This is a genomic window from Reichenbachiella agariperforans, from assembly GCF_900142205.1.
GTDB classification, from domain to species: Bacteria; Bacteroidota; Bacteroidia; order Cytophagales; family Cyclobacteriaceae; genus Reichenbachiella; species Reichenbachiella agariperforans.
Genome location: NZ_FRAA01000001.1, coordinates 1,050,173 through 1,063,736, shown reverse-complemented (window position 1 = coordinate 1,063,736; position 13,564 = coordinate 1,050,173). Strand labels below are relative to the sequence as shown.

Sequence of the window (13,564 nt, the reverse complement as noted above, 5' to 3'; positions counted from 1 at the left end):
AAGATATATGAAAAACTATCATCCGTGAAATATTCGTGATGTACGGTGTGATATCCGTTTGATTATTTGCTCTGATAGCCAAACATACCGTGTTCCTTGATGAGTTCGGCGACTTTGGGTGGGACATTTTCTTCCCAGCTCATGTCTTGGCTTTTGATTTTTTGGAGCACCTCGATGGTTTGGATGTGTTGGATGTCACGCTTGGCAGTAACTATGTCCTCAATGAAGTTATTCTCCTTCAGGTAGAGGTAGAGGTGCTCAAGATGTTTTGGAGGTGTAAAATTGATAGACGTCTCTATTTTTCCTTGGTAGAGAGTAGGGTAGATGAGCAGCTTGACATTAGAGCCAAAGAGTCGACTAAAAGATTCTAATAGCCCACCTTGTAGGTTCTGGTAGTAGGATTCGTCGAACATCTTGCGTAGATTTTCTGTACCTACTACGAAGGACATGCGCTTGCCTTTGGTGAACTGGTAGAGATAGGCGGCTAGTTTGTAGTGTTCTGAATAGTTAGAGATGAGTACGTTGTGATCTAGCGAATTGAGTAATTCTACTCTATCGAGGAAGTCTTGTTCGTCTACTTTACCATCATGGGTTAGGTCATTGAGTGTGAGCTCAGTTGTGATCAGTAGCTTTTCGTGATCCAGTGTGGGGTCTAATTTAAACTGTGTAATAGCCGACTCTATCATGTCCTCACTGACCACTGTGACGGGTCTGAAGTACCCCCTAAGTACGCATATGTTCTTTTTGTAGAGGAAAGTGGAAGGTTGTTGGTTGTTGCCTCGCTTGTCAAACATCGCGGCGTGCGTCAATCCATACTTGACAAGTTTTAGACTCATCAGGCGGTTGTCGATGTTTTTAAAACTAGGACCTGAGACTTTGAAGTAGTCGATCTCCACTCTGCCTTCGCTGATGTTGTCTACGATGGAGACCATCATGCGATCCGCATTGGTATGGTGATTAAAACACGCGTAGATGAGATTGACTCCTATTTTACCCAGTACTTCTTGTTGCCAGATGGTTTCTGGGTCTTTAAGTACCACGTGAATGATAATGTCATTGTAGGGAGCATTAGGTTCTAGCTGGAACCGTACACCGAGCCATCCGTGTCCTTGGTTGGTTTTTTTGAAGTTGATCGTTTCGATTGTGTTTGCAAACGCAAAAAACTTGCTGTTTTCAGCTCGTTTGGTGAGTCGAACCGAAAGCAGTCCGTACTCTTTTTCGATCATTTTCATGAGTTTTTCTTCGCATACATATCGCTCAGTAGCACCGTAGATGGCATCCGAAAATTCCATGTCATAGGCCGACATAGTCTTTGCAATAGTGCCAGATGCGCCACCCGCTTTGAAAAAGTTGGAAGCGACCTCTTGTCCTGCACCGATTTCTGCTAGAGAACCGTAGATGGACTCATTTAGGTTAAGAGATAAGGCTTTTTCTTTTGTGGTATGTACACCTGATTCCATATGCGTTTTTCGTTTGAACAAAAGTATGGACTTGTCTATCTTTAACGAATATCAAGGCCTTTATTTTTTGATAAAATGTCTTATTTGAATGCCTTCTAAATCATTTCTGTTCTTTGTCAGAAATGAAGACGATATTTGTTCTCTTATAATAGAATCACAACCATGCAATTCGCCGAAATCATTCTAAATGAAGTGAGTGATGGCCTTCTACTGGGAGGCTTAGTCTTCTTCCTGTTGATCGGGCTGATACTCGTGGCATATTATATTGATTCGCTCAATCTGTTCTACTATCGCAAGGTTAATTTTCGCTATGAGGATATAGAAGTGACCTACTGGTACAAGTGGAAGCTACTGACCAGCAAAGGGTCTCCATATTTTATCTGGAGGAAAATTCGATTCGAAAACCATAGTACCAAAATGATCACCGAGCATGAAATCGATCCCGTCTCGGAGGAGGGGCATATTCTGTATTTCTATCTGGATCAAAACTATCAGACTCATACAGGGATGCTATTTGATGTCCTAGTAGTGAGAGACTCGGATGTTTCTATGGGGTTCGATGTGTATTCGCTGGATTACCTGGACAAGGCGTATGTCTACGAAAGGCGAGTAGGAGAGACCGAATATATCGGTATGGTCGAGCGTGGCAAATTTTACGAATCAGAAGGTATGTTTCGCAACGTCCAAAGCAAAGAGCTGAACTATTAGCCTCAGTTTGGTATAAGTGCTAGATTTTAGCCTCAAGGTCAATTCTAGAGCCTATCATCTAAAATCTAGCATCAGAAGATTACTTTTCGATTTTGTAAGCTGTTACGCTATTTGCGAAAAATGTTGGTACTAACAGCAGTTCTTTTTCTGGACTATACCAAATGTCTGCAGCATTGATTTTTGCCTCTCGGGTATCTTGTAGTAGTGTTTTTGTTCCGTCTCGGGTCACGTGATAGATTTCTCCAGCCCAAGTCGATACGACAAAGTTATCCTCAAAAGCAACAACACCATCTCCACCGCTGATCGAATCAACCAAAACTGTGGATTGCTGCGTGACTCTGTCCATTTGGATGAATGCGCCACTCCCTCCAAAGGAAGCGATGTATAGGTCGTCTCCATCGACCAGTAGTCCATTAGGCCCAGCTAGTGGTTCGCCCTCTTTGTAAAGTGAGAGCCTGCCGTTTTTGATCTGAGAGATTTGGTTGGTACCTGAGTCAGATATCAATACCGTACTGTCGGCGGTGACCGTGATGTCATTGAGGAATTTGGCTCCATCGACAAGGTAACTGCCGATGATTTTGGACTGAGCGATATCGATTTCGACGACTTGACTGATATCTGCCACAAAGAGGCTGTTGCCTACTATTCCCATGCCTTTGGGAGCAGAGAGGCCTTTTATCCATTTTAGATTCAGAATTTCACCGTTTTCGGGAGACACTTGTGCGATGAAACCGTCCCCATCTATGTTGTCAGGAGGGGTGTTGCCGATACAGGATACGAATAGTACATCTAATTCAGGATGGTAGATCACCGATTCGCTGGTGGTGAGTAGCGTATCAGATTCCCAAACTTTGGTGAGTAGAGGGGTTGAATTATCTGAGGAGGTAGTTTCAGATTTAGGGTTTTGCTGGCAGGCCATACCTGCCAGCAAAAATCCAAGTGATATGCTTTTTAGATTCTTCATGGTTATCTTTTGATGTCGGTACTAAGTTAGCCGATTGGGATATACATCAAAAGAGAATCCTGATGAGCTTGTCCACATCATTAGAAAAGAATCCGAATGAGACTAGTCTTCGGTAACGACTACTTTGTCCATCACATCGCCTTCTTTGATCGCGTCGATCACATCTAACCCTTCGACTACTTTACCGAACACGGTGTGGTTTCTGTCTAAGTGTGCCGTATTATCTCTGCTGTGACAGATGAAAAACTGAGAGCCACCTGTGTTTCTTCCAGCATGTGCCATAGATAGCACACCTCTGTCGTGGTACTGATTTTCACCATCTAATTCACAGTCGATTTGGTAACCAGGTCCGCCAGCACCCGTGCCATCAGGGCATCCGCCTTGGATGACAAAATTTGGGATCACACGGTGAAATGTCAATCCATCGTAGTAGCCTTTTTTAGCTAGATCAGTGAAGTTTTTAACTGTATTTGGAGCGTCCTTTTCGAAGAACTCTAATTTCATGACTCCTTTAGAAGTTTGAATTTCTGCTTTCATCTTAATAGAATTAAAAATTGAGTCGCAAAGCTAATGGATGATAAGCTAAATGCCGATAGAAATCCACGCATAGTCTATTATCTATTAGGAGGAGGGGATTACAGTTCGTTGGCTAGGTTGAAGGTATGAGCAGCAATGATACCTGCCGTCTCTGTGCGCAGGATGCTATTCCCGAGATGGATGGCGGTGGCTCCTTTTGCTTCTGCAGCCTGCACCTCTTCGGGTGTGAAGTCCCCCTCAGGCCCGATCATAATGAGCGTGTCTATGTTGGGTTTGATGAGTTTGTGCAGGGCGACTTCTTGGCCCGTCTCTACATAGGCGATGAAGCGCTGCGGTGTTTGGAGAGACGAACTATTGATGAAATTACCATAGTTTGTCAACTCTCCTATCTGACATTTCCAAAAATTCTTTGACTGCTTCATCGCGCTAATCGCTTTCTTTTCAAGACGTTCTAGATTCATCTTCTTGCGCTCGGTTCTTTTGGTGAGTAAAATAGATATCTGAGCCGTTCCCAACTCGCAAGCCTTTTCTACGAACCACTCCAGTCTGTCTATGTTTTTAGTAGGAGCAATAGCGATATGCACCTGCGCATGCGATCGAGCCAAATGCTCCTCTTCCACGATACGGAATCCACACTTCCTGAAATTAGCCTCAGTGATTTCTGCAACATATTTACCTCCCACTCCATCCATGATATGAATCTGATCGCCTACCTTTTTCCTCAATACCTTGATGGCATGAGCGGACTCCTCTCCACTGAGAATAGCGTCTGATGTAGGGTTGGGATGGTAGTAGTAATTCATGTATCAGATGTTTTGGCTAAAATATCAAATATTGTAGGAATGAGATAATTTTCATAGATGAAGAGTATAGTGAGAGCCATCATTATGTGGTCAATAGACCTACATCTTGTAAAGAATAAACTCTATAAAAAACAATACCCCACTGTAGTCATGTTACAGTGGGGTATTTGGTGCCCACGAAAGGAGTCGAACCTTCACGTCCATACGAACACTAGAACCTGAATCTAGCCTGTCTACCAATTTCAGCACGTGGGCAAAGCGGTTGCAAGATTAAGAATTCTTTCCGTCAAAGTAATATGATACGAGTGAAAAATCTCATGGATTGGGAAGGGACTGAGTTGCGCTGATCTAGAGCGTAATGGGAGAATTGGTTTCTAGGTTCTTGCGACGAGAGTGCTATTATATTATTTACGCAATCGATTGTGTTTCTTGTTGCATTGTTATTCTTTTGTTGGTGATAGGGAGCGTAAGCGTGATTTATGTTCGACGTTTTTATATAAGGATGACTATGAAGCATATGAAAAAAATACTATTGATCTATTTGGTTCTTTGGAGTTATGTAGCCACTGCGGAGGATGGACACGGGCTGTGGCTCAGATATACTCCCATTAGCCAGGAGGCTGTGTTGACCGAATATCTACAGACCGTCGATCACTTCGAGGTACATACGAGTAGCGAGACGGGACTACTGATCCACGAGGAGTTGACAAACGGACTAACGAGCATGTACCAGCAGGAGTTGGTTGCTACTGAGGGGTTGGAGCATTCGCTTCAGGTCTGCAAAACGGATCATTCGCTGGTGAAAGGACTCGGGATCGATGCGGGAATCAAAGAACAAATCGGAGCAGAGGGGTTTTTGCTTCGCTCAGTGCAGCGAGAGGGAAAATCCTTTTTGCTCTTGACTGCCAATACGGATATAGGACTGTACTACGGTACGTTTCACCTGCTCCGACTGATCCAGACTGAGCAGTCGCTGGTGGGCTTGGATGTTGTGGAGTATCCACGCATCGAGACCCGTATGCTCAACCACTGGGACAACTTGGATCGCAGTTCGGAGCGTGGCTATGCCGGGTTTGCAATTTGGGATTGGCATAGGTTGCCGGACTACCTCGACCCCATCTATGCAGAGTATGCGCGTGCCAACGCCTCGATTGGTATCAATGCCATGGTACCTGTCAATGTCAATTCGAATGCCTTGATTTTGACTCCCATGTACCTAGAGAAGGTAAAGGCCTTGGCGGATCTGCTGAGACCCTATGGTATCAAGATGTACCTCACGGCGCGATTTAGCGCGCCAAGCGAAATCGGTGGGTTGGCGACTTCCGACCCGCTCGACCCAGGGGTAGCGGCTTGGTGGGCTGACAAAGCAAAGGAGATTTACAGTTACGTCCCAGACTTTGGTGGATTCTTGGTCAAAGCCAATTCAGAAGGGCAGCCTGGCCCGCACGACTATCATCGCAACCATGCCGAAGGGGCCAATATGCTCGCCAAGGCTCTCGCGCCTCATGGGGGACAGGTGATCTGGAGAGCCTTTGTCTACAGCGAAGAGAATCCCGTCGATCGCCACATGCAGGCCAATGATCAGTTCGTGCCGCTGGATGGGCAGTTCGATGACAATGTGTCGATTCAGGTCAAAAACGGTGCGATAGATTTTCAACCTAGAGAACCTTTTCATCCGCTGTTTAGCGCGATGAAGGAGACACGGCTCGCGATGGAGTTTCAGATCACGCAGGAGTATCTGGGACAAGCGACGCAGCTTGTGTACCTAGGGACCTACTATGAGGAGTGTTTGGATGCGCAGATCGGGATCAAGAAAGCGACTGTTAGCGAAGTGATAGAGGGGCAGTCGAACGAGCAGGAGCATAGTGTCATCGCTGGTGTGGCCAATATCGGCACAGACCGCAACTGGACGGGGCATTTGTTTGGACAGTCCAACTGGTACGCCTTTGGGCGGTTGGCATGGAATCCAGATTTGGGTGCCGATGCTATTGCGGACGAATGGATCGCGATGGCTTTCGATCACGACCCACAGGTACATGCGACCATCAAGGACATCATGATGCATTCGCGTGAAGCGGCGGTCAATTACATGACGCCACTGGGGCTGCATCACCTCATGGCGACTGGTCACCACTACGGGCCTGGACCTTGGGTGAGTGAACTGGGTAGACCTGAGTGGAATCCAGTCTATTATCATCGTGCAGATAGTTTTGGGATAGGGTTTGACCGTACGGCAAAAGGAAGCGGGGCTGTGCTTCAGTACCAGAAGTCTATCGCCAAGAAGTTTGGCAATCTGAAATCCTGCCCTGAAGAATACCTGCTATGGTTTCACCATGTCTCGTGGGACTATGAAATGCAATCGGGCAGGACGCTTTGGGACGAAATGGGATTACACTATCAAAGTGGTGTCGATGAAGTGAGACGTTTTGCGTCCCAATGGGAAAGCCTAGAAGGGAAGGTCGATGCGCGGCGCTTCGAGGAGGTGCAGATGCTCCTGACCATACATGAGAAAGAAGCTGTATGGTGGAAAGATGCAAGTTTGCTGTACTTTCAGACGATTTCCAATCGACCGTTTCCTGCGGAGATAGAGACGCCAAAGGGGTCGTTGGCACATTACAAGCGTTTGAGATTTCCATATGCACCGGGCATCAAGCCTCAGTGGTAACCGAGAAGAAACATGTATTTGATGAAACAAACCATGAGGTGGTTTGGTCCTGGAGACCCGGTCAGCCTCAGAGATATCAGACAGGCAGGCTGTAGTGGAGTGGTCACGGCGCTGCACCAGATCCCCGTGGGAGAGGTGTGGACTGTGGAAGCAATCGAGGAGCGAAAGGCTATAGTGGCTGCCGAGGGGATGATCTGGACTGTAGTAGAGAGCCTGCCCGTGAGTGAAGCGATCAAGACGCGCTCAGAAGACTGTGCGCTACATATCAGCCATTACAAAACGAGTTTAGAGAATTTGAGTCGCTGCGGGATAGAGGTCGTGACGTACAACTTCATGCCGATACTGGATTGGCTCAGAACCGATCCGTTTCATGTGCGCCCAGACGGTACGCGTACCTTGCGGTTCGAATGGACGGACTTTGTCATCGTAGATTGGCTGTTGCTTCAGCGACCGGGTGCAGCGGAGGAGTATTCGGTAGCAGACAAAGAACAAGCGCAGGAGAAATTTGGACGTATGTCCGAGGATCAAAAGAAAAGACTGTTTGATAACATGCTGCTGGGGCTGCCGGGGAGCAAAGAGGCTTTTACCCCCGAGGGTATCCTCACCGCTCTCCAATCCTACGAAAACATCGATGAGAAACAGCTCAAGGAGAACTTGGCGCACTTCCTCCGTGCCGTGATCCCTACGGCAGAAGCCTGCGGTATCCAAATGGCCATCCATCCAGATGACCCGCCGTATTCGGTGCTGGGGCTGCCTCGGATCGTGAGTACAGAGCAGGATTTGGCGGATATCTTGTCATTCGCTCCTTCCCCTGCTAACGGACTATGCTTTTGTACGGGTTCGCTTGGTGTACGGGCAGACAATGATGTCTTGGGGATGTTGACCCGCTTTTCGGCACACATTCATTTCGTACACTTGCGCAATACTGCCAGAGATTCGGAGGGTAACTTCGAAGAAGGGGAGCATCTCTATGCCGATACCGATATGGTCGCGGTGGTGGACGGACTGCTGGACATCATGCAGCGTCGGCAGGTGAGTTTGCCGATGCGACCCGATCACGGGTTTCAGATGATGGATGATTTGTGGAAAGATACCTATCCCGGCTATACCTGCATCGGTAGGATGAAAGGCCTGGCTGAACTGCGAGGGCTAGAATTGGGCCTGGCGTATCGCAAGCAACACTAAAAACCTTCCTGCAGCCTGCGAGAAGGTTTCCGAGTCCTCGGATTTGCTCCTGTAGCTTGCGAGAAGGTTTCCGAGTCTTCGGATTTGTTCCTGCAGCCTGCGAGAAGGTTTCCGAGTCTTCGGATTTGTTCCTGCAGCCTGCGAGAAGGTTTCCGAGTCATCGGATTTGTTCCTGCAGCCTGCGAGAAGGTTTCCGAGTCCTCGGATTTGCTCCTGTAGCCTGCAGGAAGGTTTCTGAGTCTTCGGATTTGTTCCTGTAGCCTGCAGGAAGGTTTCTGGACTTTAGGAGTTGCTCTTGACGCCATAGGGAACTAAACTATCCTAAGGTTTGGAGTTAATGACGAGTGTTCTTTTTTAGAAAGTTGCTTTTAGATTCAAGTCGGATATACATTCATGATAGGTAAATAGTAGTTGAAATTGGACGAATATTCAATGCGTGTAATTAGCTATAAGTCATTGTTTTAGTTTGTTTCATTATTAACTAAAACCAACGTAATATGTATTCATTAAAAAGAAGATTTTCATCACTTGTATTAGTCGTTTTAATTCTAGGGATGCCATTTGTCTCAGAGGCAGCAAAACCATTCTTTGGGAAAGAGACCGTTAACGGGCAAATATTTGAAACCCCTGATCATAAGTGTCATCAGGCGGTGACGACTAATACTTACTTTTTCGGTATTAGAACATCTTCTAATACGGTATGGGTAGACGTTCCCTGCTAAGGTGTATCAATATACCATTCTGAAGTGTTTGTGTAGTGCTATTTTGGGATGGGGTACTGGATGCAAAAAGGGAGAGCCACTTGTGAGCGGCTCTCCCTTTTCGGTTATGTTTTTTCCGTGTCTCTACAGCACGATGTTGATGATTCGCTTAGGGACGATGATCACCTTCTTGGGTGCTTTGCCCTCAGTCCATTTGACTACTGTCTCATCGGCCAAGACGGATTTCTCTATCTCACCTTTGTCCATATCTACTGGGTAGCTGATTTTCGTTCTCACCTTGCCATTGATGGATACTGGGTATTCGTGGCTATTCTCTACCAGTAGACTTTCGTCGAAAGCAGGGAATGCCACTTGATTGATGCCTTCGCTATGTCCGAGTTTCTCCCAGAGTTCCTCACTGATGTGCGGAGCGAAAGGCGACAGAATAACGGTCAAGCTCTCCAGGATTTCACGTTTGTTGCACTTGAGAGCGGTCAAGTCATTGACGGCTATCATGAGCGTACTCACCGACGTGTTGAGGGAGAGGTTGTTGATGTCTTCCTCGATTTTTTTGATTGCCTTGTGTAGGATTTTGAGTTCCTCAGGCGTGGCTTTGTCGTCCGATACGTTCCATTCGTTTTGTTCGTCATGGAAGAGTCTCCATGCCTTGCGGAGGAACTTCGATACGCCATCGATCCCGTGCGTGTTCCATGGTTTGAACTGCTCCAGCGGCCCGAGGAACATCTCGTACATACGAAGTGTGTCCGCACCGTACTTCTCGATGATATCGTCTGGATTCACGACGTTGTACTTGGACTTGGACATCTTTTCTACCTCATAGCCGCAGACATACTTGCCGTCCTCGAGTATGAATTCGGCATCCGCCAAATCAGGTCTCCATGCTTTGAAGCCATCCGTATCCAATACGTCATTGTCTACGAGGCTTACATCCACGTGCATCGGTGTACAATCGTACTCACTTTGCTTGTTGAGGGAGACGAATTGGTTCGTGCCTTTTACGCGATAGACGAAGTTGGATCGCCCTTGGATCATGCCTTGGTTGACGAGTTTTTTGAAGGGCTCTTCTTCCTGTACGAATCCCATGTCAAACAAGAACTTGTTCCAGAATCGAGAGTACAGCAAGTGCCCCGTAGCGTGCTCGGTACCACCGATGTAGAGGTCTACATCCTTCCAGTATTTTTGTACGTCATTGTCTACGAATGCATCACTGTTGTTGGCATCCATGTAGCGATACCAGTACCAGCTTGATCCCGCCCAGCCCGGCATGGTGCTGAGTTCTAGCGGATAGGCTGTGTTTTCTCCTTTCGGTGTATAGGTATAGTTTTCTGCTCTAGCGAGTGGTGGATCACCATCCTCAGTAGGCAGGTATTTGTCGATTTCGGGCAGTACGATCGGTAGATCTTCTGTGGCTACAGGGTAGGGGATGCCGTCCTTGAAGTACACGGGTACAGGCTCGCCCCAGTATCTTTGTCTTGCGAAGATGGCGTTGCGGATGCGGTAGTTGATCTTGCCTGATCCGATGCCTTTTTCTTCGAGAAAGGCAGTGGCTTTGTCGGTTGCTTCTTGAAAGGTCAGTCCCTTGAGTATGCCTTCGTTGATGATTTTGCCTTCTTTGGTTGCGTCAGCTTCTTTGCTCACATCCATGCCTTCGTAGACAGGTAGGATAGGGAGGTCAAAATGCTTCGCAAAGTCATAATCTCTTTGGTCACCGCCTGGTACGGCCATTACAGCACCTGTGCCATAGCCTGCCAGTACATAGTCTGCGATCCATACGGGGATTTTCTCTCCGCTGAATGGATTGATCGCATACGCTCCCGTGAATGCGCCCGACACTTTCTTGACATTGGTCATGCGGTCACGCTCGGAGATGTTTTTGGCGACTTCTACATAGGCTTCTACCTCTGCTCTTTGTTCGTCCGTTGTGATTTTCTTGATAAGATCCAGTTCTGGTGCGAGTACCAAAAAACTGACTCCATAGACCGTGTCGATACGTGTCGTGAATACCGTGATCTTGTCATCATGGCCTTCGATATCCATGGTCATCTCAGCACCCTGTGATTTCCCAATCCAGTTGCGCTGCATTTCTTTGAGTGGCTCAGACCAGTCGAGTTGATCTAGGCCGTCGAGTAGTCTCTCAGCGAAGGCAGTGATGCGCATGCTCCACTGCTTCATTAGTTTCTTGACGACTGGGTGTCCGCCGCGTTCTGAGAAGCCGTCTTTCACCTCGTCGTTGGACAGTACGGTACCGAGCTCTGCACACCAGTTGACAGAAGTTTCGGATAGGTAGGTGAGGCGATACTTGAGTAGGGTTTCTTGTTGTTCTTTTTCAGAGTAGCCTTTCCACTCTGCCGCAGTGAAGGACACCGTGTCCTCGTCGCAGGCTGCTTGGACAGACTCGTTGCCTTCTGACGCAAAGATCGCTACGAGATCGTCTATCGGCCGAGCTTTTTGTTGGCTTTGGTCGTACCATGCATTGAATAGCTGGATGAATATCCACTGTGTCCATTTGTAGTAATCTGCGTCACATGTACGTACTTCTTTGCTCCAATCGAAAGAAAAGCCAATGTTCTTGAGTTGCTCTTTGTAGCGCGCGATGTTTTCTTCGGTAGTGATGGCAGGGCGCTGTCCGGTTTGGATGGCATACTGCTCCGCAGGCAATCCAAAGGCATCGAATCCCATGGGGTGCAGTACGTTGAAGCCTTTGTTGCGCTTGTATCTAGAGATGATGTCCGAAGCGATATAGCCTAATGGGTGACCGACGTGTAGTCCAGCTCCAGAAGGGTAAGGGAACATATCGAGTGCATAGAACTTCGGTTTGGAGGTGTCGACGTGGGCTTCAAATGATTTTTGGTCTTGCCAATACTTCTGCCATTTGTTTTCTATCTCGGAGTGATTGTAATCTGCCATGATATGAGGATTTCTGGATTTGATCTTTGCCCTACAAATCTATTTTTTTTGAGAAATATCACCGTGTGTTATCGGATAATATTCGGTAGAATTTGATGATTTGGGCGTGCTAATTAAAAGCTTAAAAAGTCTTTCTAAAAAAACAAAAACCCTTATATTACAAGAATACAAGGGTTAAAAATTGTAGCGAAGACGGGAGTTGAACCCGTGACCTCAGGGTTATGAATCCTGCGCTCTAACCAACTGAGCTACCTCGCCATTGATTTTGGAGGTGCAAAGTTATTATTATTGTTGATTTAACCATGGCTGATTAGAAAAAAAATGGATTAGCTTACGGGAAAAATTAACAGTGTCTTTATATCGATCTGATTATGAGTAAATTCAAGTACATAGGAGAGTATGAAATAAAAGCATCGAAAAAAATGCTGTATCCTTATATGTCTTCCGCTAGTGGTCTGGCACAGTGGTTTGCCGATGATGTCAATATCGACGAAGATAAGGTGTTTACTTTTATCTGGGATGGTGAAGAGAGTAAAGCTCGAATGATCTCTCATCGTACCAATAGTCAGGTTTGTTTTGAGTTTATATCTGATGACGAGGAACCTAATTATGTGGAGTTCAAGATAGATATGAATGAGCTGACGCAGGAGGTTTTTATTCGCGTGACGGACTTTTCAGAAATGGATGACGAGCAGGAACTACAAGATCTCTGGGAGAGTCTCATTTTTAATCTAAAGGAGTTAGTGGGCGGGTGATTAGACATGCTCTAGTCTCACGACTATCCCTTCGCATACGCCACACTTGCCCGCAAATAGTCCAGGTTTTCCTACTTCGGCATGACAATTTTTGCACCACATACGCCCACAGCCTCTGCATTTGAGCACTGCTCGCTTTTCACATTTATTGCAGTTTTCCATGATATAAGGTTATATCTGTCAATTTAAGATATCCTTGTTGATTTACAAAAAACTGCCCTGTTTGAAACTTTTAGCTCCCTGATTATGTACGCTATCTATTGAGATGAATTTCATACCTTTGTGAGGGTGATAAATATGCTATGATGAAAAAATATACGGTTATACTCGGTTCGTTGATATTGATGGCTTTGTTGAGTTCTGCTTTTGTGATGAAAGTAGCAGATCAAAAAGAGGAGGAGGTAAAGTGGTATTCTTTTGAAGAGGCTGTCGCACTGAATAAAAAAGAGCCTAAGAAAATCTTTATCGATGTGTACACGGATTGGTGTGGGTGGTGTAAGAAAATGGACAAGGCCACATTTAATCATCCAGAAATTGCCAAATATCTCAATGATAAATATTATCCTGTGAAGCTCAATGCAGAACAAAAGGAGAATATTGAGTTCAATGATCATACTTTTAAATGGGTGGATAGTGGTCGAAATGGTATCCACGAGCTAGCCTATTCATTGTTGAATGGAAAAATGAGTTACCCGACTGTTGTCTTCATGGATGAGGAATTTAGGATGTTGTCCCCTGTGCCTGGTTATTTAGAAGCACCTGTGTTTGATAAGATCATCCACTACTATGGAGAAGACGAGTACAAGGAGACTCCATGGAAAGAGTATGAGGAGAGTTACAAGTCTAGCTTGTAGATCT

The 13,564-nt window shown here is 46.2% G+C and carries 11 protein-coding genes and 2 tRNA genes; 5 read left to right on the top strand and 8 right to left on the bottom strand.

Features of this window, described 5'->3' with window-relative positions; translation table 11 throughout:
• Positions 1-62: 62 nt before the first annotated feature.
• A complete protein-coding gene (locus tag BUB99_RS04040; RefSeq protein ID WP_073119613.1) occupies positions 63-1,460 on the bottom strand; it encodes a nicotinate-nucleotide adenylyltransferase in 1,398 nt (465 codons plus the stop codon).
• Positions 1,461-1,622: 162 nt separating this feature from the next.
• Here BUB99_RS04040 and BUB99_RS04035 point away from each other — a divergent pair, with 162 nt between their 5' ends.
• Complete coding sequence (locus BUB99_RS04035; protein ID WP_073119612.1) at positions 1,623-2,168, top strand: hypothetical protein; 546 nt, start codon at positions 1,623-1,625, stop codon at positions 2,166-2,168.
• 79 nt (positions 2,169-2,247) lie between these two features.
• Here BUB99_RS04035 and BUB99_RS04030 read toward each other — a convergent pair whose 3' ends face one another.
• From BUB99_RS04030 to BUB99_RS04015, 4 genes are all read right to left on the bottom strand, one after another.
• Positions 2,248-3,132 (bottom strand): NHL repeat-containing protein, encoded by an 885-nt coding sequence (locus BUB99_RS04030; protein WP_139280888.1) that lies wholly within the window; start codon positions 3,130-3,132, stop codon positions 2,248-2,250.
• A 102-nt stretch (positions 3,133-3,234) separates the two neighbouring features.
• Entirely contained in the window at positions 3,235-3,669 is a 435-nt protein-coding gene (locus BUB99_RS04025; protein WP_073119608.1) for a peptidylprolyl isomerase, read from the bottom strand.
• 98 nt (positions 3,670-3,767) lie between these two features.
• A complete protein-coding gene (locus BUB99_RS04020; RefSeq protein WP_073119606.1) occupies positions 3,768-4,472 on the bottom strand; it encodes an RsmE family RNA methyltransferase in 705 nt (234 codons plus the stop codon).
• 168 nt (positions 4,473-4,640) lie between these two features.
• Positions 4,641-4,727, bottom strand: a tRNA-Leu gene (locus BUB99_RS04015).
• Between the two features lie 262 nt (positions 4,728-4,989).
• Here BUB99_RS04015 and BUB99_RS04010 point away from each other — a divergent pair.
• The gene (locus BUB99_RS04010) at positions 4,990-7,137 is read left to right on the top strand and encodes an alpha-glucuronidase family glycosyl hydrolase (protein WP_084190332.1); all 2,148 of its coding nucleotides are present in this window, start codon (positions 4,990-4,992) and stop codon (positions 7,135-7,137) included.
• A gap of 21 nt (positions 7,138-7,158) precedes the next feature.
• Complete coding sequence (gene uxuA / locus BUB99_RS04005; RefSeq protein ID WP_221407482.1) at positions 7,159-8,322, top strand: mannonate dehydratase; 1,164 nt, start codon at positions 7,159-7,161, stop codon at positions 8,320-8,322.
• Between the two features lie 845 nt (positions 8,323-9,167).
• Here uxuA and leuS read toward each other — a convergent pair.
• Both leuS and BUB99_RS03995 read right to left on the bottom strand, forming a co-directional pair.
• The gene (gene leuS / locus BUB99_RS04000) at positions 9,168-11,951 is read right to left on the bottom strand and encodes a leucine--tRNA ligase (RefSeq protein WP_073119602.1); all 2,784 of its coding nucleotides are present in this window, start codon (positions 11,949-11,951) and stop codon (positions 9,168-9,170) included.
• A 184-nt stretch (positions 11,952-12,135) separates the two neighbouring features.
• Positions 12,136-12,209: transfer RNA gene (locus BUB99_RS03995), tRNA-Met, on the bottom strand.
• A 113-nt stretch (positions 12,210-12,322) separates the two neighbouring features.
• Here BUB99_RS03995 and BUB99_RS03990 point away from each other — a divergent pair.
• Complete coding sequence (locus BUB99_RS03990) at positions 12,323-12,706, top strand: START-like domain-containing protein (protein WP_073119600.1); 384 nt, start codon at positions 12,323-12,325, stop codon at positions 12,704-12,706.
• On the opposite strand, the gene BUB99_RS20360 is transcribed toward BUB99_RS03990, so the two are convergent.
• The gene (locus BUB99_RS20360) at positions 12,707-12,868 is read right to left on the bottom strand and encodes a hypothetical protein (protein ID WP_158584011.1); all 162 of its coding nucleotides are present in this window, start codon (positions 12,866-12,868) and stop codon (positions 12,707-12,709) included.
• 140 nt (positions 12,869-13,008) lie between these two features.
• On the opposite strand from BUB99_RS20360, the gene BUB99_RS03985 reads away from it, so the two are divergent.
• Positions 13,009-13,560: a thioredoxin family protein gene (locus BUB99_RS03985; RefSeq protein WP_245816788.1), complete on the top strand. Its 552-nt coding sequence runs from the start codon at positions 13,009-13,011 to the stop codon at positions 13,558-13,560.
• The last annotated feature ends 4 nt before the right edge of the window (positions 13,561-13,564 follow it).